This is a genomic window from Solwaraspora sp. WMMD1047 (assembly GCF_029626155.1).
Classification (GTDB): domain Bacteria; phylum Actinomycetota; class Actinomycetes; order Mycobacteriales; family Micromonosporaceae; genus WMMD1047.
Map to the genome: position 1 here is coordinate 3,057,036 of NZ_JARUBL010000001.1, position 21,518 is coordinate 3,078,553.

Here is a 21,518-nt window from a genome sequence, read left to right on the forward strand (position 1 = left end):
GAAAGCGGAGGGCCGGTATGAGCGTGCTCGGGATCGAGCTGCGCCGTTCCGCGGCGGTCGGTGCCGCGCTGATCACGCTGGTGGTCGGGGTCGGCGCACTGTATGTGGCCACCGCCCGGTGGTCGAGTGGCTGGATGGCGTTGGCCCTGACCGTCCGGGAGTACCTGCTCCTGTTGTGGCCACTGGCCCTTGCCGCCGGCGCCTGGCAGGGTCGACGGGAGCACCGGGCGAAGGTCGGCGAGCTGTTCGCCACCACCGCCCGACCCCGGGCTGGGCGGACGCTGCCGGTGCTCGTGGCGATGGCCCTCACCCTCGGGGTCGCCTACCTGCTGGTGACCGCGGCGGGCCTCGCCTGGATCGTCACCACCGCCCAGTACCGTCCGCTGCTGGACTTCGTCGTCGTCACCGGGGTCGGTGTGCTGTCCCTGATCGCCGCGGCCTGGCTCGGGCTGGGGATCGGGCGGCTGCTTCCCGTCCTGGTGACCGCGCCGGCGCTGGCGGTGGGCGGCGTTCTGCTGGTCTTCTTCGGCACGATCGGGCCGCCGGACTGGGTGGCCGCGGCGATCTCGCCGGCCCACGGCTCGACTTCGTTCCACGCCTACCAGACGGTCGACAGCCGGGTCAGCGGCGCGCTCGCGATCTGGATGATCACGCTCGCCGTCGCTGGCGCGCTGCTGTTCGTGGGGAACGGCAGGTGGGGCCGGACGGCGGCGGTGGTGCCGGTGGTACTCGGGCTGGTGGCGGCGCTGGCAGTCGTCCCCCGCGACAAGGACGTGCTCAACTGGCCGATCGACCCGGTCGCGCGGGAGCTCGTGTGCACTGACGACACCCCGAAGGTGTGCGTCAGCCGGGTCAACACCAACGTGCTCGAAACGTTGACCCCGTTGGCCCGGGAGGGCCTGGCTGTGCTGGCGAAACTACCGAACGCGCCGACCGCCGTACACGAGGACACCCACGCGATGGGCGAGGACCGGCCAGACTCGCCCGATGGCGTCGTCCGGATCGGCGTCCGGATCGACAAACGCGGCGGGCTGGCCCACCCGGCCGCCGTGGTTCCCGAGGTCGTCAGGCGGCTGGGTGTCCCGTACGACGGGGAGTGCCGCACCGGCGATGAGGCGGTCGAACGGGCGGCGGCCTACTGGCTGCTGGGCCGCGAGCCGCAGTCCGACGTCGGCGTGGTGCCCGGCATGATCTTCGAGGAGCCCGCGCTCAACGCCGAGGCGGTCACCCTGTGGCGAGGGCTGCGTGAGTTGCCCGAGGATGCGGCGTTGGCCCGGGTCACCGCGGTCCGCGACGCCCTCCTGGCCTGCCAGGATCCCGCCGGCCTGCTGTCTCGGAGCGCCGGGTGAGCTGGACGCTGCTGTATCTGCGGTCGCGGCGCGTACCCCTGGCCGTTGCCGTGGGCGTGGGCGGCGCGGCGGTGGTCTGGGCGCTGTACCTGGCCTTCGCCGAGGATCGGGATGCCACCGGGTTGCTGGTCGTCATGACCGTCGTGTTGATGGTCGCGGCGCTCGCGCCCACCCTCGCCGGCCCGGACGAGAACCTGGACCGGACCGCCTCGATGCGCTGGCCCTGGCGGCGGGCGGTGCACCTGCTCGCCGGTCTGCTGGTCGTCGTCGCGGTCCTGCTCGCCACGCTGCACACCGGGGCTCGGTTCGGACCGGCGGCTCTGGTGGTCCGCGACGCCGCCGGCCTGCTCGGCCTGACCGCGCTCTGCGCGACGGTCCTCGGCGCCGCCCGGTCGTGGTTCCTGCCGTTGGGCTGGACCACCGTCGCGGCGATGTATCCGCAGGAAGGCACCTGGGGAGCGGTTGCGACGTGGCAGGGTCAGCCGACCGGCAGCCGGGCCGCCACGATGACGGCTGCGGTGCTCGCCGTCGCCGGGCTGATCGCCTATTCGGTCGCCGGCCCGGCCCGCAGGGATCCGGCCGAGTAGTCCGACGCCCGCACCACTCCGCTCGGGAGTCGGGGCGGTGCGGTGGGGGTGCATCCGCGCCTGCCGCCGGCAGCCCCGGTCACCCGCGGGATCGTTGCCGGGCCGCCTCGTAGAGGACGATGGTGCCGGCGGCGGCCGCGTTGAGGGAGCTGGCGGACCCGCCGATGGGGATGCGGACGGTCTGGTCGCAGGCGTCCCGCCAGCCCGCGCTCAGGCCCTGCGTCTCGTTTCCGATCGCGATGACCCGCGCGCCCGTGAGGTCGTACCCGGCGATGTCGCGGCTGCCGTGCTCGTCGGTGCCGACGATCTCGATCTCGGTGCCACCCGAGCGGAGCGAGCCGACCCAGTCGAGGACGTCGCGATGGCTCGCCACCCGCACGACGGGCACGGCGAACAGGGATCCGGTGCTGGCGCGTACCGCCTTCGGGTCGTACGGGTCGGCGGCGTGGCCGGTGATCACCACACCGGAGGCGCCGAGCGCGTCGGCGGAGCGGACCAGTGTCCCGATGTTGCCGGGAGTGGTGGGCCGGTCGAAGACCAGGGCCAGCAGCTCGGGCGTGACAGGGATACGGGAGAGGTCGTCGGCGGGCTGCCCGACGACGGCGAGGAGTTCCGGCGACTCCTCGTCCTTGCCGCCGAGTTCGTGGAGGAGTTCCGGGGCCAGGGTGACCCGGACCGCGTCGCCGGCCCGGTCCAGGATGTCGCCGGCCCACCGGGACAGGGTTCGTTCCTCGGCGTAGAGCAGGGCACGGATCTGCCAGCCGTGTGCCACGGCCAGGCTGATCGGCCGTACGCCCTGGACGATGAACTCGCCGGCCCGCTGGCGCTTGTTGCGGTTGCCCAACATCGCCTGCCACTGCTGGAACGTCGCGTTCCGCGTGGTGATCCTGAGCGTCCTCGCCACCGGTCTCTCTCCCGTCTCCCGGCCCGCCCGTCCGACCCGGACCGAACCACACCGGACCGTCACTGTATGCGGTGGCGGGAGCAGGTCGGTGGTTCGCGTCCGGGTCTGACGGGCGTGGGCCACTGGAGGTTGGCGGTCACGCCGGGCCAGGGCCTGGCGTGACCGGTGCGCCAGCGGTCGCCGGTGCCGCCTCGGGTGCGCGGTCGTCGGCGGTGATCGGCGTGTCGGTCGAGCTGACGGCTCCGGCGGGCTCCGGCGCGTACCGGGGCTGCTGGCCGGCCCGGCGGCGGGTGGGCAGCAGCGGCGCGGCCGCGAAGGCGATGAAGATGAGCTGGAGAACCGTCCGGGGCAGCAGCGGCGTATCGGGGGCGTCCGGGTGGTCGACTCCGGCGGCGGCGACGACGTTCGCGGGGAAGATCACGATCAGGAAGATCACCGACGCGAGGGCGGCCCGGCTGCGGAGCCGCGGAACGATCAGGCCGGCCGCCAGCCCCAGCTCGGCCAGCCCGGTCAACGTGACAAGCAGGTCCGGGGCGGGCAGCAGCGAGGGGACGATGGCCACCAGGCCCGACCGCTGCGGTTCCAGAAAGTGGGTGGCCGCGGTGCAGACGAAGACGACGGCCATCCCGCTGGCCGCGGCCGCGCGCCATGACGCCCAGGCGCCCGCAGCGCGTACGCCGAGCCGCGCGAGCCAGCCGGCACCGACCCGGACCGAACCCGTGACGAGGATCAGGGGCAGCAGAAGGATCATGTGAGCTCCTCGAATCTAGTCAGTGTCTAGATCGACGGTAGGCCGGGATCTTTCCATCGTCAAGTTCCGGCTGAGGGTGTCGACCTGGTCGCGTTGGCGCCGGCTGATTCTTGTCGTACACCTGTTCTAGTCTGTGGTGGTGTTGGAGGCGTTGCGGGGGATCGGTGGCCTGGTGGACGAGGCCGTGCTCCGTGACGCGTGGGCGTTGCCGGAGGGTGAGCTGGTCGCCGCGTTGGAGGCGGTGCATGGGCTGGAGCAGCGGTTGACCGCGTTGCGGTTGGCGTTGGTGCGGGAGGTCGACGGACGCGGGGTCGCCACCACCCACGGCGCCTCGTCCACGGCGGTGTGGCTGCGGGAGCGGCTGCGGATGTCCGGGAGCGCGGCCCGGCGGTCGGTGGAGTTGGCGGCCGCGCTGGACGCCGCTCCGGCCGTGGTGGGCCACGCCCTGGCCGCCGCAACCATCAACGCCGAACAGGCCCGGGTGATCGTCGACATGGTGTCCGACCTACCCGCCACCGTGGGTGCCGAGGTGGTGGAGAAGGCGGCGCAGGCGCTTGTCGATCACAGCGTCCGGTTCGAGCCGTCGATCCTGCGGGGGTTGGGCCGGCGGATCCTGCACCACGTCGCCCCCGACGTCGCCGAGCAGGCCGAGGCCGACGCGCTGCGCCGTGAGGAGGAACAGGCCCACCCACGTCGACACGTCAGCCTCTCCTCGCCCCGCGACGGGCGGGTACGGCTGACCGGGGTCCTGGACCTCGAAACCGCCGGGCTGCTGCACGCCGCACTGGACCCGCTGTGCGCCCCGACCGGTGACGGCGACGACCGCAGCCCCGGACAGCGCCGCCACGACGCCCTGGCCGACGTATGCCGACTGGTGCTGCGGACCGGGCAGCTGCCCGCCTCCGGCGGCGACCGCCCACAACTTGTCGTCACCATCGGCTACCACGCCCTCGTCCGGGAGATGGGCGCCGGCATGCTCGACACCGGCGCCGCACTCACCCCCGCCACCGTCCGCCGGCTGGCCTGTGACGCCGTGATCCTGCCCGCCGTCCTCGGCGGCAACGGCCAGGTCCTCGACGTGGGCCGGCAACGGCGGCTGTTCACCGGACCACTGCGCCGCGCCCTCGTGCTGCGCGATGGCGGATGCGCCTTCCCCGGCTGCGACCGACCACCACGATGGTGCGACGGACACCACATCACCGCCTGGCACGACGGCGGCACCACCACCCTCGACAACGCCGTCCTGATCTGCGGCTACCACCACCGCCTCATCCACACCGGCCAATGGCAAGTCCGCCTCGCGCCGGACGGACGTCCCGAATTCATCCCACCCGCCTGGCTCGACCCCACCCAACTACCCCGCCGCAACCACTACCACCGACGAAACTGAACCTCACTCCGGAAGATCTCCTGGGTGGCAGTCGCCGCAGCAGTCGGGGCAGCACTGGGCACTGTGGACTCCATCGCCAACCATGTGCCGGTGCTGTTCGGGGAGGTCGGCACCGCTCGTGCCGCGGGGCGCCCACGCGGGTTGACGGCCCACGCGGGTTGACGGCCCACGCGGGTTGACGGCCCACGCCGGATGACGGCCCACGCCGGATGACGGCCCGCGTGGGGTTGATGGCCCGCGCGAGGCGCCGAGACGAGGCCCCAGATAAGGACCCGAGGTGAAGCCTGAAACGGCGCTATCGATCCGCGGCATCGCGCTGGCTACCCGGCGGCGTCCAGATACACCCATCGGCCGTCCTCCCGCGCGAAGCGGCTGTTCTCGTGCACCGAACCGGGACCGTTCGAGGTTCGGTAGTGCGCTTGGAACTCGACGGTGCCGGTGGTGTCGAAGAGGCCGCCGCGCTCGGTTCCGAGGATCTCCAGGTGCGTCCACCGCTGTCGGGTGTCGAGGGTCAGCCGGGCGGGCCGGGTGGTGGGATGCCAGGTCCGCAGCAGGTATGCGGTGTCGCCGACGGCGAAGGCGCTGAACCGGGACCGCATCAGCGCCTCCGCCGTCGGCGCGGCCGCGCTGCCCTGGTGTGCCGGACCGCAGCATTCGGGGTACGGGTGACCGGTGCCGCACGGGCACGGCCGCCGGGTCGGGTCGCCGGCTGACCGGCGGGTGTCTCGTCGCGCCACGCCAAGCATTGTCGCCCACCAGCCGGCGCCCACTGGACCGTCGCCTGCGGGGCCGTCTCACCGGACCGTCGCCTGCGGGGCCGTCGCCCGCCGAGCCGTCGCCGAGCCCGGGGGCACGGCGACCCTGTCAGCCGGCCGGGATTTCGATCACCTCCACTTCGATGCCCTCGTTGCGCAGCGCCTTCATCGCCCGGTAAAGGGCGACCTGGGCGAAGGTGAAGAGGGAGTCGACGGTGAGCGTCCGTCCGGCGCCGAGGGCGATCGCGTAGACGACCTTGCGGGGCCGGAAGGCAGGTCCGATCCGGTGACTCCCGACCATCCGGACCAGCGCCTGCCGGGCGTCGGCCTGGTAGGTCAGGGCGTCCGCCGAGACCTGGCCCTGGGCGAAGAGGTGGCTCAGCGGGGCGCTGCCATCGGCCCGCTTGACGTGGATCAGCTCGCCGTCCGGGCCGAGCAGGTCGCACGCCTCGATGCCCCGGTGGTGCTGGGCGGTACGTAGCAGCCTGCGGTCGAGCAGCACCAGGCCGAGTCCGCTCTTGGCCACCCGGTCGTTGTAGCTGCGCTCGTCCTCCCCGGCGGGCCAGGGCGGCAGGGTGACGCTCGCCGGCCCGGCCAGGATCTGCTCGATCTCCTGGCGGAGCTGCTCGCGGTGCCGGTCGCCGATCTCGTACCAGTGGCCGTCCTGCAGCAGCAGGTGGCTGGTGCCGGCCGCGACCTGCGCGGTGAGCCAGCGCGACGCCGCGGCGGACCCGATCTCCTCCGCGCCGGCCGCGTCGGCGTGCAGGGTGATCCGGCCGTTGCGCAGCGCGGTCAACCGCTCCCCATCGGGTACGCGGTGGGCCAGGTCGAGCAGGTCGGCCAGGGTCAGGTCCGTCATGAGGGTCGCGCGCCGTCCCGACTTCGGCACCCGGATCCGGTACGACCGCACCTGCTCGATCGTGTCGAGCAGCTCACCGGGGACGGCCAGCGCCAGGTCCGGTGGGTCGGCCAGAGCCAGCCGCCGGTCCAGCTGCTCGTGCAGGTCGGGCAGGCGTGGGTCGGTGGGCGGCACCGGCCGGATCTGGGTGATGAACTCCAGGTCGGCCAGGGGAGACTCCCGCTGGCACACCCGGTCGATCTCCCGCAGGTCGGCGACCAGGTCGTCGGGGCTGGTGCCGAGGTGGATGCGGAGCGCGTCGCTGCCCTCGACCCGGGTCGGCCGGCGGGTCCGGGTCCGGTCCGTCGCCGACGGTGAACGGCGGCAGGCGGTCAGGTTCGGGTTCATCGTCGGCCCGCAGACCTGGCCGACGATCTCGCCCCACTTGTCGATGCCGTACATCCGAATGGGTTGACCGCCGGCGACCAGGTTGCGGTCTATCCGGCCGCTGACACCCAATACCCGGCGGCGGACCTGCTTGATCTCGTCGGGGACGAGGGCGCGGACGGCGAAGGCGATGCCGAAGCCGGGGTCGATGTGTCCCTGGTCGACCAGGTGCCGGCCGAGGGTGCCGTAGGCGAGCGCGTAGACCCGGTCGTCGACGGCGATGAGCAGGGCGCCGCCGCCGCTGCTGTAGCCGAGGGCCACCTCCTGGCCGGTGAGGGTGGTGAGCACGTCGCACCACTCGGCTCGCTCCCGGGCCACGGTGCCGTGCACCAGCAGCGCCGGTGCCTGCGCCACCGTTCGTTCCTCGATCTCGAACCGGTTCTCCCGCAGGTAGCGGTCGTTGAGGACCGTCCGGAGCCCGGCGAGGGTCGGGGCCACCCGGTCGAGCCGGTAGAGCGAGGTGAGGTATGTGCCGGGCGGCGGCGCGGGCGGGTCCCGGCCGTCGGGTGGTTCCGGTCGCGGGCGGTCGAAGAGGGTGGGCGGCGGTTCGTTGTCCGGCCGTCGGGCGTCTGTGCGGGCGGCGGGGCGGCTGGCCGGTCCGGTGTTGCGGTGCTGCGTGACTGGGCACATGGTGATCTCCTTCGCGGTAGGAGCGGCGGAAGCGGGCGGAGTGGGCGGAGGCGTTGGGAAGCGGCGGGAGGCGCCGGGGAGCGCCGGGAGGCGCCGGGAAGCGGCGGGAGGCGCCGGGAAGCGGCGGGAGGCGCCGGGAAGCGGCGGGAGGCGACGGGGAGCGGTGGGGAGCGGTGGGGAGCGCCGGGAGCAGTGGGGAGAGCCGGGAGGGGTGGAAAGCGCCCGGGAGCGGTGGAAAGCGCCCGGGAGGGGTGCCGGTGGGCGGTCAGGTCAGGGTGACGGTGACGCCGCCGGAGAACGGGGAGTCGTGCAGTTCGAGGCGGGTCAGCTTGACCTTCTTCGGGATGTCGAAGACGAGGACGCCGGTGACCTGGTTGCCGGGGTTGATCTCGTTGAGGAAGGTGGCGGCGTCCTCGTTGGCGTAGATGGCGGCGCCGGAGTCGGTGGAGTACTCGACATCGTTCGCGTCGTAGGCCCGCTGGCTGCTGTCGTCGAAGTACTGGGCCTCCTTGCCGATGTTCTTGACGTGCACCGTGACCAGGCAGAACTGGCCCTGAGCCCGTTCACCGAGCAGGTCGCTGCCGATCTTGTTGACACCGCACTTGATGGACTTGACGGTGAACTCGAACTTGCCGTCGCGGACCTGGTCGCCGATCGTGGCCGGCTTCTCCTCGGCCGAGAGCTGGCCCTCGGCGGTCGGGCCGGCGCCGGCCGCCGCCTCGTCGTCGCTGCCGGTGGTGTCGGTGGTGTCGGCGGCGCCGCAGCCGAGCGCGACGGTGGCGGTCAGCAGCAGTCCGGCGATCGTGAGCTTGCGCATGGGAGCCCTCCTCAGTGGAATTCTGTGGCGACGTCAATGAGAGCATTGTCCGTGAACTGTGTCAACAGACATGATGCTTGACGGGTGTGCCACACTGCGGAGGTGCAGGAGAACCCGACCATCACGGCGGCGGAGATCGCCCGGCTCGCCGGGGTGGGCCGGGCTGCGGTCAGCAACTGGCGCAAGCGGCACCCAGACTTCCCGGCCCCGGTCGGCGGCACTCCCGCCAGCCCCGAGTTCGACCTGATCCACGTCGAGCAGTGGCTGCGCGAGCAGGGGAAACTTCCCGAGCTGTCCACCGTGGACCGGCTCTGGCGGCGGCTGACCACCATCGCCGAGACCCCGGCCGCCGCGCTGGTGGCCGTCGGCGCCCTGCTACTCGCCCGACACCGCGACGAACGGCCCGCCGCCCGTCAGCCCGACCCGGGCCGCGCGTCCGTCGTCGGCCAGCCTGACCAGCGCCGCGCGCCCGCCGTCGGCCGCCCCGACCAGCGCCGCGCGCCCGCCGTCGGCCAGACCGACCAGCGCCTGGCCGAGTCGCTTCCCGAGATCGACGCACTCGTCGGCGAGTTCGGCGCCCAGGGCGCCTTCGACGAGCTGTGGCAGCGGTTCTCCGCACCCGGGCCGGGTCGGCCGTGGGCCACCTCCGACGACCTCGCCGACCTGATGGTCGGGCTCGCGGCGGTAGGCGGCGGTTCGGTGCTCGACCCGGCCTGCGGCTCCGGCGCCACCCTGCGCGCCGCCGTCCGCGCCGGCTGCACCAGCGCGTACGGGCAGGAGCTGGACGTGCCGCTCGCCCGGCTGGCCGGACTCTGGCTGGCGTTGCGCGACGTTCCCGGCGAGGTCAGCCCCGGCGACTCGATCCGGGCCGACGCGTTCGCCGCCCGCACCGTCGACGCGGTCGTCTGCCACCCGCCGTTCGGCGCCAGCAACTGGGGGCAGGAGGAGCTGGACGGCAACGACCCGCGCTGGGAGTACGGCCTGCCGCCGCGTACCGAACCGGAGCTGGCCTGGGTCCAGCACACCCTGGCCCACCTGCGGCCCGGCGGGTACGCCGTGCTGCTGTTGCCGCCGGCGGTGGCGAGCCGGCGGGCCGGGCGGCGGATCCGGGCCGCCCTGCTGCGCCGGGGTGCGCTGCGGGCCGTCGTGGCGCTCCCGCCGGGGGCGACCGCGCCGCATGGCGTACCGCTGCACCTGTGGGTTCTGGCGCGGCCAGCGGCGGACGCGGCGGCGCCGACGCGGGCGTTGCTCGTCGACGCGGCCGACGGTGACCCGGCCGACAGTTACCGGCGGGTGCTGGCCGTCTGCCGGGACTTCGCCGAGGCACCCGACGTCGACATCGTGGCCGACGGGTTCGCCCGGACCGTGCCGGTGATCGAGCTGCTGGACGAGGAGGTCGACCTCACCCCGTCCCGCCGGCAACCCGCCGCCCGGTCCGACACCGGCGCCCACCTGGTCCGCACCCGCGACCGGCTGGTGACCATCGCGGGAGAACTGCCCGGGTTGCTGCCCCACCTGGTGTCCGACCGGGAAACCGGCACACCGCACAGCCAGTCGGTCGCGGAGCTGATCCGCGCCGGCGCGCTGCAACTGCTCGGCCCGGTCCGCTCCGCCGCGACCGGGAAACCCGGCCCTGAGATCCGGCTCGCCGCCGGGGACGTGGTGGTGCCGATGATCGCTCCCCGGCTCACCGCCCGGGTGGTGGAGACCGGCGGGGCGCTGCTCGGGCGCAACCTCTACCTGTTGCGGCCCGACCCGGCCACCCTGGACCCGTGGTTCCTCGCCGGACAGCTGCGGACCACCGCCAACGAACGGCAGGCCAGCAGCCTCTCCGGCACGCTGCGCTTCGACATCCGCCGCGCCCAGGTACGCAGGATGCCGCTGGACGAGCAGCGCGCCAACGGGGCGGCGGTCCGCCGGCTGGACGCCTTCGAGTCGGCCATCCGACAACTCACCACCCTCGGCGAGGAGCTGGTCCAACTGACCGCCGACGGCCTCGCCAGCGGCGCGCTGCGACCCGAGCAGCCGCGGTGAACAGGACGATCCCGACGGTGTCCGTCGAGCGGCCGGCAGACCCGGCGCCCACGGTGGGTACGACTCCCCGTTCGGTCGGTGACCCGAACCCGCCCGGCGAGGTACGGTCGTGCGTCCCGCCGGAGGCGACCGCCGCCGTTGGAATCGGCTCGGCCCGCGCCGGCAGACCGCTGTCCACAGGCGAGCGGCTGCCCACAGCCGAGCGGCCGGGCGGGGACGGGCCGCCGGGTGTCGGCGGGTTGACGGGTGTGCGGACGGAGGGGGAGCGGTGACGCCGGAGAGTGTTGGCGGCTACCGGCTCGTCAAGCCGCTCGGCGCGGGTGGGATGGGCGAGGTGTACTTCGCGGTGTCGCCGACCGCCGACCGGGTCGCGCTCAAGGTGATCAAGCCGCACCTGGTGCGGGACGAGACGTTCCGGGACCGGTTCGCCGCCGAGATCGAGAGTCTGAAGACGGTGTACGGGTCGCGGGTGGCGCGGTTGGAGGACGCCGACCCGTACGGCGACCCGGCCTGGCTCGCCGTCGAGTACGTGCCCGGCGCGACGCTGCGGCAGTACGTCGACGCCCGGGGGCCGCTGCCGCTGGCGCGCGCGGCGATGATCGGGGCGATGCTGGCCGACGGGCTGGACAAGGTGCACCAGGTGGGGCTGCTGCACCGGGATCTGAAGCCGCAGAACATCATCCTCGGGCCGGACGGCCCCAAGGTGATCGACTTCGGGTTGGCGGTGCTCGTCGACCGCGAGCACTTCCTCACCCAGCCGGGGATGCTGGTCGGCACCCCGGCCTTCATGGCGCCCGAGCAGGTCACCGGTGAGCGGACGCTGACCCCGGCGGTGGACATCTACGGGCTGGCGGCCACCCTGGTCCTCGCGCTGACCGGGCACACCCTCTATCCGAACTCGCACGGGTGGAACCTGCTGCTGCGGGTCTCCGAGCCGGACGACCTGCCGGACATGTCCGGGGTGCCGGTGGAGGTGGCGCCGCTGATCGGGGCGATGCTGGCCTTCGACCCGACCGCCCGGCCGAGCCTGGAGGCGGTCCGGTCCCGGCTGCTGGAGGTCGCCACCGCCGTCAGCGGGTCCAGCGTCGCCGACCTGCGCCGCGAGGTCGGCGAGCTGACCTACGACGCCGGCACCGAGCTGGTGGTCCCGCCCAACCTGACCGACCCCCGCCTCGACCCGGAACAGGGCACCCTCGGCCCAACGGACCCGGCCGACTCGGTCCCGGCCGACTCGGACCCGGCCGGCTCAGACCCGGGCAACCCGGAGCTGGGTACGGCTCAGCCGACACCGCCGCAGGCGGACGTCTCGTGGCTTGTCGAGCAGGTGCGCCACCGGTACGCCCGCCGCCCGAAGCTGCTCGGTCAACGGTCCGGCGCGGACCCGGAACCGACCCGGTAGCCCGACCTGCCGGCCCGCCGGAACGACCACTGAGGAGAGTCGCACGATGAGCACCCCGCAGGCCGCCACCTACGCGCCGGGCGCGCGGATTCTCGTCCGGGACGAGGAGTGGCTGGTGCGGACCGCGAAGCCGACCCCGCACGACGGCACGATGATCAAGGCGGTCGGGGTCTCCGAGTTCGTGCGCGACGTGGAGGCGACCTTCTTCACCGGCCTCGAATCCGTCCGGGCGATGCGGCCGGAGGAGACCGTCCTGGTGCAGGACACCACCTCCCGGTTCCGGCAGGGGCGGCTGTTCCTGGAGGCGGTGCTACGGCGTACCCCGTTGCCCCGGTCGGAACGCGGCCTGGCGCTGGCGGACCGGTTTCTGCTCGATCCGCTGCGCTACCAGCTGCGCCCGGTGGAGCTGGCGTTGGCCGGGTTGCGGCCGCGGATCCTGCTGGCCGACGTGGTGGGGCTGGGCAAGACCCTGGAGATCGGGCTGATCCTGGCCGAGCTGATCCGGCGCGGCCGGGGGGACCGGATTCTGGTGGTCTCGCCGCAGCAGGTGCTGGAGCAGTTCCAGCGGGAACTCTGGACCCGGTTCGCGATCCCGTTGGTGCGGCTCGACTCGACCGGCATCCAGCGGGTGCAGCAGGAGATCCCGGCCGGGCGGAACCCGTTCACCTACTTCAAGCGGGCGATCATCTCGGTCGACACCCTCAAGGACGCCGGCCAGTTCGGCCACCACCTGGACGCGATCACCTGGGACGCGGTGGTCATCGACGAGTCGCACAACCTGATCAACAAGGGCACCCAGCGCAACGAGCTGGCCCGCCGGCTGGCCGCCAAGACCGACGCGCTGCTGCTGGCCAGCGCCACCCCGCACAACGGCGACCGGGAGTCGTTCGCGGAGCTGATCTCGCTGCTCGACCCGGCGGCGATCGTCGACAAGCAGAACTACGAGCCGGCCGACATCGCCCACCTCTACCTGCGCCGGACGAAGATCAGCCCGGAGGTACGCGACCAGATCGGCGACCGCTGGGCCGACCGGGGACCGTCCCTGCCGGTGCCGTGCCCGGCCACCGGACCCGAAGAGCTGATCTTCGCCGAGTTGACCGAGGTGTGGCTGGCCGGCAAGTGGAGCGACGAGCCGCTGCGCGGGATGGACCGGCTCTTCCCGTACACCTTGTTGAAGTCTTTTCTCTCCTCGCACCGCGCGCTGGCCGAGACGGTCGCCGCCCGGCGGCGCAAGGCCGCCGCGACCGGGACCGAGCGGGTGGCGCTGGACCGGCTCGCGGAGCTGACCTCGGCGATGTCGGACGACGACTCCAGCAAGCTCGACCACCTGATCGCCGAGTTGACGGAGATCGGGGTGAAGCCGGGCGGCGCGACCCGGGTGGTGGTCTTCTCCGAGCGGGTGGCGACGCTGAAGTGGCTGGCCGAGGTGGTGCCGCGCCGGCTCGGCCTCAAACCGTCGGCGGTACGGGTGCTGCACGGCGGGGTGACCGACGCCGACGAGCTGCGGATCCTGCAGGAGTTCGAGCTGGCCGGCAGTGAGGTGCGGCTGCTGCTCACCGGCGACGTCGCCTCCGAGGGGGTCAACCTGCACCGGCAGTGCCACCACCTGATCCACTACGACATCCCGTGGAGCCTGATCCGGATCGAGCAGCGCAACGGCCGGGTGGACCGCTACGACCAGCGGCACCGGCCCGAGTTCCGGGCAATGATCCTGACCTCCGAGGTGCCGGGCGCCAAGGACGACCGGACGGTGGCGGAGAAGCTGCTGGACCGGGAGCAGCACGCCCACCGCACCCTCGGCAGCGTCGAGGCGGTCACCGGCCTCTACGACGCGAAGGTGGAGGAGGACCGGCTGGTCAAGGACCTGCTGGCCGGCAAGTCCGTGGAGCAGTCGTACGCCGAGGCCGGCGCGGAGGCGGAGCTGGACCCGCTGGCGATGCTGATGGCCGAGGTCGGCAGCGCCCCGGAGTCCGCCGACGTGCCCCGCGCCGCCGTGCCGAGGCTCTTCGACTCGACCCGCGACTTCGTCGACACCGCGCTGCGGGAGCTCTACGCCGACCGGCCCGAGGACGCCCTCGACCTGCGCCGCGAGGACGAGCTGATGACCTTCCGCGCCCCCGACGACCTGCTGCAACGCCTGTCGGACCTGCCCCGGTCATACCTGAAGGCGCACCAGGAGGGGGAGCAGTTGCGGCTGCGGGTCACCTTCGACCGGCGGCTGGCCCAACGCAAGCTGGACGAGGCCCGGGGCAGCCGGACCACGGTCTGGCCGCAGATCGCCTACCTCAGCGACGTGCACCCGATGATCGACTGGCTGGTCGACAAGGTGCTGATCCGGCTCGGCCGGCAGCAGGCCCTGGTGCTCACCGCCGACGTGCCCGGCCCGGTCTTCCTGATCCAGGGCGTCTACGCCAACCGGCTCGGCCAGCCGACCGTGGTGCAGTGGATGGCGGTGTCCGACGTGGACGGCGCGCCGCAGATCCGGCCGATGGACGAGGCGCTGCGGGCGGCCGGCGTCGGCCCGGAGATGGTCAACCACGCCCGGCCGGTGCCGCTGGAACCGCTGGCCGACCTGCTGCCGGCCGCCGTCGCGGCGGCCCGCGCCCACCTGGAACGCCGCCGCGAAGAGGTGGCCGAGGCGAACGCCGAACCGCTGCGCCAGTACCGCGAACGGCTGGACCGCTTCGCCCAGGACAGCCTGCTCGACGAGGTCCCGCCGGCCCAGCGCACCCGCCGCCGGCAGCGGGTCGACGCCACCGTACGCGAGCAGGCCGACCTGCTCGACCGCCTGGAAACCGCCGGCGACCCGCTGCTGCGGGTCCTCGCGGTCCTGGCCCCGAACCCGGCAGCCCCGCACCCAGCAGCCCCGCACCCCGCCCCAACCCCGGAGCACCTGGCATGAGCTTCGAGTCGCTGACCAACCGCGGCGAGTACCTCTCCGCGCACTACCTCGCCGAGGTGCTGCCCACCACCCTCAAGGGCGGCCTGCTGAAACGCTGGGCCGAGGAGGAGAAGGCGGGCCGGCTCACCCCGCGCGCCGGGCTGCGCGGCATGCGCCGCGACTACTTCGACGCCCGCGCCGAGTTGGCGGCCGACCCGGACCTGTTCGACCCGGAACGGCTGCGCAAGCTGCACGACGAGATTCTGCGCCGGCTCGGCTTCGAACCCGCCCCGCAGACCATCACCGTCGAACGCGCCGGCCAGGAACACGAGATCCGGGTCGCCCACGCCGAGGTCGGGACCGGGCACGGCATCGTCGCCCTGGACTGCGGCTGGGCCGTCGACACCGACGCCGCCCAGGACCCCGACGGCGCCGGCAAGCTGCTCGACCCGCCCACCCTGGCCACCGGCGAAACCATCACCGCCGGCCAGAAGCTCGCCTCCTGGCTCTTCGCCGCCGACACCCCGAAGATCCGGTACGCGCTGATCCTGGCCGGCGGCGTGGTCACCCTGGCCGACCGCAGCGTCTGGGGCGAGGGCCGCTACCTGGCCGTCAGCCTCGACACCGCGTACGCGCGCAACGAGGACCGGGAACTCGACGTGATCGCGGCGCTGTTCGGCGCCGACTCGCTGCGCCCACCCGCCGAGGGCGGCAGCGAACCCCTCGCCGACCTGCTCGCCGGCTCCCGCCAGCACGCCGTCGGCGTCTCCGGCGAACTGCGCCAGGGCCTGCGCGAGTCCGTGGAGCTGATCGCCAACGAGGTGCTGGACCGGATCCGCCAGGCCGGCCACCAGCCGCAGCAGGTGATGGAGCTGGACGAGCTGGCCAAGGAGCTGGGCCGGGAGGCGCTGCGCTACCTGTACCGGATCCTGTTCCTGCTCTACGCCGAGGCCCGTCCCGAGCTGGGCGTGCTCCCGGTCGACGACCCCGAGTACGTCGACGGCTACAGCCTGGCCCGCCTCGGTGACCTGGTGGCCCGCCGGCTGCCCGCGTCGGCCGAGGACGGCTTCCACCTCTACGAATCCCTCGACCTGCTCTTCGACATGGTCAACCGGGGCCACCGCCCCCGCGCCGGCCAGGCCGTCGAGCAGGACGCCAGCGAGGACGTCGGCCTGCGTTTCGAGCCGCTGCGCTCGGACCTGTTCCTGCCGGAGAAGACCAGGCTGATCGGCTGGCAGCTCCCGGTGCCCGGCAGCGACCCCGACGACCCGGCCGCCCCGAAACTCGACACCCGGCTGCGCAACGTCACCCTCTACCAGGTGCTGCGCCGGCTGATGCTGACAAAGGGCAGCGGCCGTAAGCGTCGCGGCGGCTTCATCTCGTACGCCCAGCTCGGCATCAACCAGCTCGGCGCCGTCTACGAGGGGCTGATGTCGTACACCGGATTTGTCGCCACCGAGCGGCTCTACGAGGTGGCCAAGCACGGCGACCCGAAGGACGGCTCGTGGATGATCCCGGCGTCGAAGGCCGAGGAGTACGACGACGGTGTCTTCGTCTACCGGGAGAACCTCTACACCGGGGTACGCAGCCGGGTCAGCTACGACCCCGGCCAGTTCGTCTACCGGCTCGCCGGCCGGGACCGGCAGACCAGCGCCTCCTACTACACCCCGCAGTCGCTGACCGAGGTCACCGTCCAGCTCGCCCTGAAGTACCGCCTCGACCAGGACGGCACCACCACCCGGGCACGGGAGCTGCTGGACTGGACGATCTGCGAGCCGGCGCTCGGCTCCGGCGCCTTCCTCAACGAGGCGATCAACCAGGTCGCCGCCGAATACCTGCGCCGCCGCCAGGCCGAACTGAAGGTCAACCTGGACCCGGAGACCTACCACCTGGAGCTGCAGCGGGTGAAGGCGTACATCGCCCTGCACAACTGCTACGGCGTCGACCTGAACCGCACCGCCGTCGAGCTGGCCGAGGTCTCCGTCTGGCTGAACGTCATGCACGCCGGCCTGCAGGCCCCCTGGTTCGGCCTGCACCTGCGCCGCGGCAACTCCCTGATCGGCGGCGCCCGCAAGCTGTACGCCCCGAAGCAGCTCGCCGACAAGTCCTGGCTCACCACCGCCCCGCAGGAGAAACCCTTCCGGGACGGTCCGATCGACCCCGGCACCATCCACCACTTCCTGCTCCCGGCCGACGGCTGGGGGGCGGTCGCGGGGGAGAAGGAGGCCCGCGAGCTGGCCCCGGCCGAAACCGAAAAACTCAAAAAATGGCGTACGGCGATGAAGCGCGTCCCGAACGCCAAGGGCTCGAAGCAAAAGCCGTCGCAGGTGGCCCGGTTGCAGGCGCTCGCCGGCCGGGTCGAGTTCCTGTGGGAGCTGGTCGGCCGCCGGCTGGCCATCTCGGAGCGGGAGATCCGCCGCCACATCCCGGTCTGGGGCGCCGACGACCTGCCCCCGGTGACCGAGGCGGTCCCCCGGGAGAAGATCCTGGCCGACCTGACCGCCCCCGGCACCCCGTACTGGCGCCTCAAGACCCTGATGGACACCTGGTGCGCCCTCTGGTTCTGGCCCCTGGACAAGGTCGCGGTGCTTGACGGCTCGGACCCGGCGTACGCCAACTCAGTCCAGGTGAGCCGAGTGGAGGACGAGCCGGAGTTTGTGGAGCAGGCCATGGTCGAACAGGCCGACCTCTTCGGCAACGTGACATCGCAGCAACTCAAGCTGCCGACCTGGACGGGTTCCCGCAAGGCCACAGCCAACGAGACGCTGCGCCAGCAGGTCCCGCTCACATCGCTGGACGACTGGATCACCTTTGCCGAGTCCCTGATCGGCCGGCGTGACGTTGTGACCGACGACTTGGCCGCGATCTACGCCGATCTCACCACTCTGCCTCAGATGACCGCGTACGAGACCAAGCTCGACGGCCTGATCGGCGTTGATCAACCGTGGGCGTTGGCGGAACGCTTCCCATGGCTGCACGCCGCCGAGGAGCTCGCTGAGCAACAGGGCTTCTTCCACTGGGAACTCACCTTCGCCCAGGCTTTTGCTAACGGCGGCTTCGACATCCAAGTCGGCAACCCCCCCTGGGTCCGGCCAACTTGGAAGCTCGATTCTGTTCTTGCTGAGGTGGATCCGTGGTTTGCTCTTGCTGAAAAGCCGCGTTCCGAGGTCGTTCGGGATCGCAAGAATATGATTCTATCTAAGGATCGCCAGCTCTACTTTGCACTCGAGCTTGCTCGGCATGTCGGATTAATGAACATCGTATCCTCACTCTCTGAGTATCCATTATTGGTTGGTACGCAACCGGATCTCTATCGTTCTTTCATGTGTCGGGTATGGGCAAACTCGGCGCCGAGAGGATGTGCGGGGATGATACATCCGGATACTCATCTCGTTGGTGCCCGCGAAGGCAGCCTTCGTGGCCAGGCGTATCGCCGTCTGAGGCTGCACGCACATTTCAGAAATGAACGGAAGATTTTTCCTGACGTACACAACAATACAGATTTTGGCGTTCATATCTATGGCAAGGAACGGGACGTCGACTTTGGTCACCTGAGTTACCTCCACGACCCATCTACTTTGGTTCAGTCGCTCGAACACGATGGATCTGGCCCTCTCCCGGGCATAAAGTACCGAGGTGCATGGGACGTCAGACCCCATCGCTCCCGTGTCGTTCGCATCGTTGACTCACTGCTTGAAGAATGGCATCGGTTGGCACCTGATCGCGGATTGCCGCCAGCTCAGTCCCCGATCCTCTATCCAATATCAGTACATGAACGGGATGCAATTTCAGCCCTCTCCGGTTTCCCGCATAGGATGAAGTCGCTGAGGCCGCGCGCTAGTGCTGGTTTTCATGAGAAAATGGCAAAAGATAAGGGACTTATCCGGTGGAGTACAAGCAGGGTGGAATCCCTTGGGGAGGTCATCCTGCAGGGTCCGCACGTGGGAATTGCTACCTCCTTCAGTAAGGAACCGAAGGACCCTTGCAAGAGCAATAATGACTGGTTGCCCACGGACCTCAGAGGCATGTCGTCAGACTTCGTGCCCACTTCGAACTACGTCAGAGACTGCGCGAGGGACGAGTTCCTGCGGGCACAGGACTCTTGGGGCGATCGCAAGTCGACTGAGTATTATCGGCTTGCCTGGCGAGTGATGGTACCGTTCGACACGGAGCGGAGTCTCTTCTCTGCGATCCTTCCTCCTGGGCCGGCTCACACACATGGCCTCTTGAGTTGCGCGCTCTCGACCAATATCGAAACACTCTTGGCGTCTGGATTCTGGGCAGCCCTGCCTGTTGACTACCTCCTTCGCATTACGTCTAAGGCGAATCTCCACGTCTCTGACGCATTTTCTATGCCTGTTGGGAATCCAAGTCACCCGCTCGCACAGCCCCTTTTGTTGAGAGTTCTGCGATTGAATTGCGTAACCTCGGCATACTCGGGCCTCTGGAGTGAGGTGTTCAGCGAGGAATGGGAAAGCGAAGACTGGGTATTCGATTGGCCGCGAGTGCAAAAATTGGCACGGATGGGCTTTGGCTGGAACACTGAATCACCTTTACGGACGGAGTTCGAACGCCGGGCGGCTCTTGTGGAAATCGATGCTTTAGTGGCCGTATGGCTGGGCATAGGCGTCGACGAGCTGATTGCAATTCTGCGCTCACGTTATCCGATCCTATCGGCTCGCGAAGAGCGGATGTGGTTTGATCGGTTTGGTCGCAAGATTGCTCAAAGCCCCTATGTCTTCGGGTATGGGCAGACGAAATTTCATTACGAAAGTCTGATGGCGCACTTGGACGATCCGGAACGAAATCCAGTACCAGAGGGGTACGTGGCGCCATTCTATAAGGCAGATCGTGAGAGCGAATACCGTAAAGCACACGCCGTCTTCAGTAAGCGGCTGCAGGATGCCGTAGATGTTGGCTGGGGGGCGTCATAGAATTCTCATTTCTCGATCTCTGGGCGGCCAGGTCGGATGATACTCGGATTCATCTGCGGGAGCCGAAACACACACCTTTACCGCGAGGCAGCGGATAGTCAGGTTGGAGTCGCGCTATATGGCAGGTTCCACTGCCAGTTGGCGCGGGTGAGAGGATCGCAGCATGACCTACCGCGTTGCCTACTACATGCATGAAGAACTGCGAGCGGATGCGGGCGCGGTTGTCGAATTATTCGCCCGTCGGGAGCGCCGGATTGCGCCCCACGGGCGTCGTGCAAATACGTACTGGTTCGCGCCTTTGGGTGGGGAGGACGTGTTGCGGGCGGATGTTGACTTTGATGCTGGGCGGGCCGCGCTGCGGTGGCTGGCTGACGGGACCTTCGCGGCGGACCTTGAGGTCGGTGGGGCGATCGTGGTCCTGGAGTCGTCGGACGTTCCGCCCGTGACCATCCCCGGAGGGCTCGCGCGAGTGTCGATCGATGGGGTGCGGCGGGCGGTCATCGGCCTCGTGGAGACCGGGCAGCGGCCCGTCGTCGTGGAGTGGCACCGGATCAGTGACGGAGTTCGCCGTTCCTGATCATCAGGACGTTGTCGCCGATGCACTGTAATGCTTGGTCTGCTTGAAGAGTTGGCAACCACTTGGGTCTGTAATACGCCCTCCACCCTGGACTGACGCTTGCGGGCAACGGAGGATGGGGGGAGTTGGTTGCCAGCCACTATTCGAGGAGGCACCGAGTTGGCTGACGCGAATGAGTTTCGGCACTTTCTTCGGCAGCGGCGGATGGAGCGGGGGTTGTCGCAGGACGCGCTTGGGGCCGAGGTGCACGTGAGCGGGTCGCAGATCGGGCACTACGAGAGCGGGCGGTCGATACCACCGGATGAGTTGGCCAAGGCTCTTGACGCGTTCCTCGGGACGGGGGACGAGTGTCAGCGGCTGGTGAAGCAGGCGCGGGGGGAGGCGGTCGCGCCGTGGCTGCGGCCGTGGAAAGAGAACGAGGAGCGCGCGGTCCTGATCCGGACCTACCAGCCCAACCTGGTGCCGGGTCTGCTGCAAACCGAGGAGTACGCGCGGACGATCCTCGCGGCGGGGCCGCACACCGAGATCCAGGTGGAGGAGCGCACCCGGGAACGGATGGCGCGGCAGGCGGCCACGCTCGGGCGGCCCGACCCGGCGGTGTTGACCGCGATCATCGGCGAGGCGATGCTGCGGCACGACGACCCAAACGTCATGAAGGACCAACTCGAACACCTGGTGGACATCGGGCACCGGGCGAACGTGCACATCCGGGTGCTGCCGTTCTCGGCGGGTCTGCATGCCGGACTGACTGGCGCATTCGCCATCGCCACACTGCCCACCGGAGCCCCGGTCGTCTACCTTGAGGACCAGGTTGAGGGAAAGATCGGCGCGAGACTGCAGGACATTCGGCACGTCTCCACCGTCTGGGAAGCGCTCTGCGCGCGAGCGCTACCCTGTGATCAGTCCCGCAACCTGATCCTGAGGGTGATCGATGACTACGAAGAACGAGCCAAGCTGGCGAAAGAGCACCCGTTCGGGCTCTAACGGTGGCGACTGCGTCGAGGTCGCCGACAATCTGCCCGGCCGGGTGCTGGTCCGGGACACCAAGGACCGCGAAGGCGGAACGCTGACGTTCGGGTCGGCGGCCTGGACCGCGTTCGTGGTGTCCGTCAAGCGCTGACCGCGTACCCGGGAAGAAGCGGGAGGGACGCACGGACCTTCCTCCCGGCCCCGACGAACCCGGCGCCCCGGCCCGAGCGTCCACGACCCCGGACCGGGGCTTCGT

At 70.6% G+C, this 21,518-nt stretch carries 15 protein-coding genes; 10 read left to right on the forward strand and 5 right to left on the reverse strand.

Annotated elements, in window-relative coordinates; all coding sequences use genetic code 11:
• Positions 1-17: 17 nt before the first annotated feature.
• Together O7627_RS14195 and O7627_RS14200 are read left to right on the forward strand one after the other, a co-directional pair.
• Positions 18-1,349 (forward strand): hypothetical protein, encoded by a 1,332-nt coding sequence (locus O7627_RS14195; protein WP_278093978.1) that lies wholly within the window; start codon positions 18-20, stop codon positions 1,347-1,349.
• Positions 1,346-1,936 carry a hypothetical protein gene (locus O7627_RS14200; RefSeq protein WP_278093979.1) on the forward strand — a complete coding sequence of 197 codons (591 nt, stop codon included), beginning with the start codon at positions 1,346-1,348 and terminating at the stop codon, positions 1,934-1,936. The genes O7627_RS14195 and O7627_RS14200 overlap by 4 nt, the downstream gene beginning before the upstream one ends.
• Before the next feature lie 79 nt (positions 1,937-2,015).
• Here O7627_RS14200 and O7627_RS14205 read toward each other — a convergent pair whose 3' ends face one another.
• On the reverse strand, positions 2,016-2,840 hold the full coding sequence (locus O7627_RS14205) for a TrmH family RNA methyltransferase (protein WP_278093980.1): 825 nt from the start codon (positions 2,838-2,840) through the stop codon (positions 2,016-2,018).
• A 136-nt stretch (positions 2,841-2,976) separates the two neighbouring features.
• Entirely contained in the window at positions 2,977-3,591 is a 615-nt protein-coding gene (locus tag O7627_RS14210; protein ID WP_278093981.1) for a hypothetical protein, read from the reverse strand.
• 139 nt (positions 3,592-3,730) lie between these two features.
• Between O7627_RS14210 and O7627_RS14215 the strand changes: the two genes are divergently transcribed.
• On the forward strand, positions 3,731-4,981 hold the full coding sequence (locus O7627_RS14215; protein ID WP_278093982.1) for an HNH endonuclease signature motif containing protein: 1,251 nt from the start codon (positions 3,731-3,733) through the stop codon (positions 4,979-4,981).
• Positions 4,982-5,301: 320 nt separating this feature from the next.
• On the opposite strand, the gene O7627_RS14220 is transcribed toward O7627_RS14215, so the two are convergent.
• The 3 genes from O7627_RS14220 to O7627_RS14230 all read right to left on the reverse strand — a co-directional run bounded on the left by O7627_RS14220 (position 5,302) and on the right by O7627_RS14230 (position 8,468).
• Positions 5,302-5,718, reverse strand: coding sequence for a YchJ family metal-binding protein (locus tag O7627_RS14220; protein WP_278093983.1), 417 nt, complete (start codon positions 5,716-5,718; stop codon positions 5,302-5,304).
• Positions 5,719-5,845: 127 nt separating this feature from the next.
• Complete coding sequence (locus tag O7627_RS14225; protein ID WP_278093984.1) at positions 5,846-7,651, reverse strand: DUF6119 family protein; 1,806 nt, start codon at positions 7,649-7,651, stop codon at positions 5,846-5,848.
• A gap of 265 nt (positions 7,652-7,916) precedes the next feature.
• Positions 7,917-8,468: a DUF4352 domain-containing protein gene (locus tag O7627_RS14230; RefSeq protein ID WP_278093985.1), complete on the reverse strand. Its 552-nt coding sequence runs from the start codon at positions 8,466-8,468 to the stop codon at positions 7,917-7,919.
• Between the two features lie 102 nt (positions 8,469-8,570).
• Here O7627_RS14230 and O7627_RS14235 point away from each other — a divergent pair, with 102 nt between their 5' ends.
• From O7627_RS14235 to O7627_RS14265, 7 genes are all read left to right on the forward strand, one after another.
• The gene (locus O7627_RS14235; RefSeq protein ID WP_278093986.1) at positions 8,571-10,502 is read left to right on the forward strand and encodes an N-6 DNA methylase; all 1,932 of its coding nucleotides are present in this window, start codon (positions 8,571-8,573) and stop codon (positions 10,500-10,502) included.
• 268 nt (positions 10,503-10,770) lie between these two features.
• The gene (locus O7627_RS14240; RefSeq protein ID WP_278093987.1) at positions 10,771-11,901 is read left to right on the forward strand and encodes a serine/threonine-protein kinase; all 1,131 of its coding nucleotides are present in this window, start codon (positions 10,771-10,773) and stop codon (positions 11,899-11,901) included.
• 46 nt (positions 11,902-11,947) lie between these two features.
• Entirely contained in the window at positions 11,948-14,803 is a 2,856-nt protein-coding gene (locus O7627_RS14245; RefSeq protein WP_278093988.1) for a helicase-related protein, read from the forward strand.
• The gene (locus tag O7627_RS14250) at positions 14,800-19,716 is read left to right on the forward strand and encodes a class I SAM-dependent DNA methyltransferase (protein WP_278093989.1); all 4,917 of its coding nucleotides are present in this window, start codon (positions 14,800-14,802) and stop codon (positions 19,714-19,716) included. Before O7627_RS14245 ends, O7627_RS14250 begins: the two co-directional genes overlap by 4 nt.
• A 163-nt stretch (positions 19,717-19,879) precedes the next feature.
• Positions 19,880-20,293, forward strand: a complete 414-nt coding sequence (locus tag O7627_RS14255; RefSeq protein WP_278093990.1) for a hypothetical protein — start codon at positions 19,880-19,882, stop codon at positions 20,291-20,293.
• A gap of 159 nt (positions 20,294-20,452) precedes the next feature.
• A complete protein-coding gene (locus O7627_RS14260; RefSeq protein WP_278093991.1) occupies positions 20,453-21,277 on the forward strand; it encodes a helix-turn-helix transcriptional regulator in 825 nt (274 codons plus the stop codon).
• A complete protein-coding gene (locus O7627_RS14265) occupies positions 21,225-21,413 on the forward strand; it encodes a DUF397 domain-containing protein (protein WP_278093992.1) in 189 nt (62 codons plus the stop codon). The genes O7627_RS14260 and O7627_RS14265 overlap by 53 nt, the downstream gene beginning before the upstream one ends.
• Positions 21,414-21,518: the final 105 nt, after the last annotated feature.

What these genes read in the sequence shown, in the direction of transcription:
- O7627_RS14250 (WP_278093989.1), top strand. Translation starts at nt 14,800, where the DNA reads ATGAGCTTCGAGTCGCTGACCAACCGCGGCGAGTACCTCTCCGCGCAC.
- O7627_RS14245 (WP_278093988.1), top strand. Translation starts at nt 11,948, where the DNA reads ATGAGCACCCCGCAGGCCGCCACCTACGCGCCGGGCGCGCGGATTCTC.
- O7627_RS14210 (WP_278093981.1), bottom strand. Translation starts at nt 3,591, where the DNA reads ATGATCCTTCTGCTGCCCCTGATCCTCGTCACGGGTTCGGTCCGGGTC.
- O7627_RS14225 (WP_278093984.1), bottom strand. Translation starts at nt 7,651, where the DNA reads ATGTGCCCAGTCACGCAGCACCGCAACACCGGACCGGCCAGCCGCCCC.
- O7627_RS14265 (WP_278093992.1), top strand. Translation starts at nt 21,225, where the DNA reads ATGACTACGAAGAACGAGCCAAGCTGGCGAAAGAGCACCCGTTCGGGC.
- O7627_RS14195 (WP_278093978.1), top strand. Translation starts at nt 18, where the DNA reads ATGAGCGTGCTCGGGATCGAGCTGCGCCGTTCCGCGGCGGTCGGTGCC.
- O7627_RS14230 (WP_278093985.1), bottom strand. Translation starts at nt 8,468, where the DNA reads ATGCGCAAGCTCACGATCGCCGGACTGCTGCTGACCGCCACCGTCGCG.
- O7627_RS14255 (WP_278093990.1), top strand. Translation starts at nt 19,880, where the DNA reads ATGACCTACCGCGTTGCCTACTACATGCATGAAGAACTGCGAGCGGAT.